The organism is Bellilinea sp., assembly GCF_034432615.1.
GTDB lineage: Bacteria > Chloroflexota > Anaerolineae > Anaerolineales > Anaerolineaceae > Bellilinea.
The window spans coordinates 1-1,761 of record NZ_DAOUBL010000250.1 but is presented as its reverse complement, the minus strand read 5'-3'; the positions used below and the strand labels follow the sequence as shown (position 1 = coordinate 1,761).

Sequence of the window (1,761 nt, the reverse complement as noted above, 5' to 3'; positions counted from 1 at the left end):
CGCAAGCGACCCAAACCCGCCAAGGGGGACAATGCCCAATTGCTCCAAAGCCGCCCCGGCAGAACACCAGTCCTGTGGGTAAGGGGCAGTCGAAAAGTCGTAGCCGTAAAATTGTATTCCGAAGCGTTCCTGTAAGGGGGTGAGAATTTCACCGATGCGGGCGGCAACCGCTTCCAGTTCATTGATCAAATTCTGGCGGGCTGTAGAAAGCGTTTGCGCCTCCTGAAAAATGCGTAAAATGGTATCGGCACATTCGAAACCAAGCGCATAAGCCGGCGGCTGGCCGGGGGTGTGGTAGGCTGCCGGTAAAAAGGGACAACCCGGTGGGACGTTGGCAAGCGCAGCGAAGCGCAAATTGGCAAAACCATTTGCTTCGAGGGGGGCGTTATCCAGGATGACTTGAGCGCAATGGCGCGCGGCCTGGAAATCTACCTGCTGGTGTGGGGTGGTCAGCAAACCGGTCAAAAATACCCTTTGTGTAGCCGCAAGAAGTGGTGAAATCCATTCGAAGGCTTCTGGATGGGATGGAAGGGCACAACCCAGCGAGAGGTAAGCGAAGCCGGCAGTTTCAGCCTGATCCTCCCATTCTTTTACAAGAGGGATTGCCTCGGCTAAACTTTTAGAACCCAGCCACAAGGGAAAGGGGGTGGTTGCCAGCCGGAGAGTTTGCAGGGTAAAACCGATTTGCTGCAAGCGGCCGGCTGCTTCAGCAGCAAAGGCTGCGAGGTTTGTCAGTGATTCTGAAAAGGGAGCTTGCTGTGGATCAAGAAAGCAGGTGAGTGTACGGATTTTCATGTGTACCTCTGACGGACAACTTCAAACAGCAAAATACCTGCCGCTACGGCTGCGTTCAGCGATTCGATTTGACCGGGCATGGGAATGATGATGTGTTGGTCGGCAGCCTGACGGGCGGCAGGCGAAATTCCCTCGGCTTCGCTGCCGATCACCAGCGCCATCGGCTGGCGCAGGTCAACCTGCCAGCAAGGGCTGCCGCTTTCCACATCGCTGACCAGCAGTCGGGCAGGCTGCTTCGCTCGCTGACGGCATAGCAGGATGATTTCCTCCCAATTTTTGTGCAGAATGGCCAGTTTAAAATGAGCACCCATTGCAGCGCGCACAACCTTGGGCGAGTAAACATCGGCACATTGAGGGGTGAGGATCACCCCATCGGCAGCGGCGGCTGCGCCGGTGCGCAGCAGTGTGCCTAGATTTCCGGGATCGCGCAACCCGTCGGCAACCACCAGAAAGTCCCAATTTGCCGGCAGGTCGCGCGGCTGCTGGCGCGCAATTGCCAGAATACCCTGCGGATTCTCGGTATCCGAGATGCGTTTGAACAGATCGGCCGTGACTTCCTCAACCGGCGTGATGGTGGAAAGTTCGGCAGCCAGTTGTACCGCACGGGGAGAAGGCTGGCTGCTGATCAGCACAAGGTCAAGGTTTACTCCGCTCAGGTGGGCTTCTTGAATCAGGCGCGCACCTTCGATCACAAAGGCTTGCTCTTCTTCGCGGCTGGAGCGGCGTTGTAAAAGCGCACGCACCCGCTGGATTTTGGGGTTATGGATGCTGGTGATCATCATTGCAGGGACGGATTGCTGAATTCTTCATCCCAGATGCGGATAAATTCTTCCAGGGTTTCCTGATCCAGGAGAGTCAGGCGTACCAGACCCAACTGGGATTGTGGATTTTGTAAAAAGTATTCCTCAATGGCGCGCAAAATTATTCGGGCGGCACGGTCTTTGGGAAAGCGAAAAATGCCGGTTG

Annotated in this window: 2 protein-coding genes and 1 pseudogene; all 3 read right to left on the bottom strand. The window is 56.0% G+C overall.

The genetic code is table 11. The annotated features are described in order from the left end of the window. Positions 1 to 795 (bottom strand): DUF711 family protein (locus tag VAE48_RS10950; RefSeq protein WP_322793366.1); only part of this gene is annotated, 795 nt, incomplete at its 3' end. Then, positions 792 to 1,577 (bottom strand): RNA methyltransferase, encoded by a 786-nt coding sequence (locus tag VAE48_RS10945; protein ID WP_322793365.1) that lies wholly within the window; start codon positions 1,575 to 1,577, stop codon positions 792 to 794. The genes VAE48_RS10950 and VAE48_RS10945, both read right to left, overlap by 4 nt. Next, positions 1,574 to 1,761 (bottom strand): annotated as a pseudogene (locus VAE48_RS10940) (macro domain-containing protein); the annotation flags it as partial. The gene VAE48_RS10945 and the pseudogene VAE48_RS10940, both read right to left, overlap by 4 nt.

Excerpts from the sequence above, each read along its gene's own strand:
- VAE48_RS10945 (WP_322793365.1), bottom strand. The coding sequence starts at position 1,577 with ATGATGATCACCAGCATCCATAACCCCAAAATCCAGCGGGTGCGTGCG.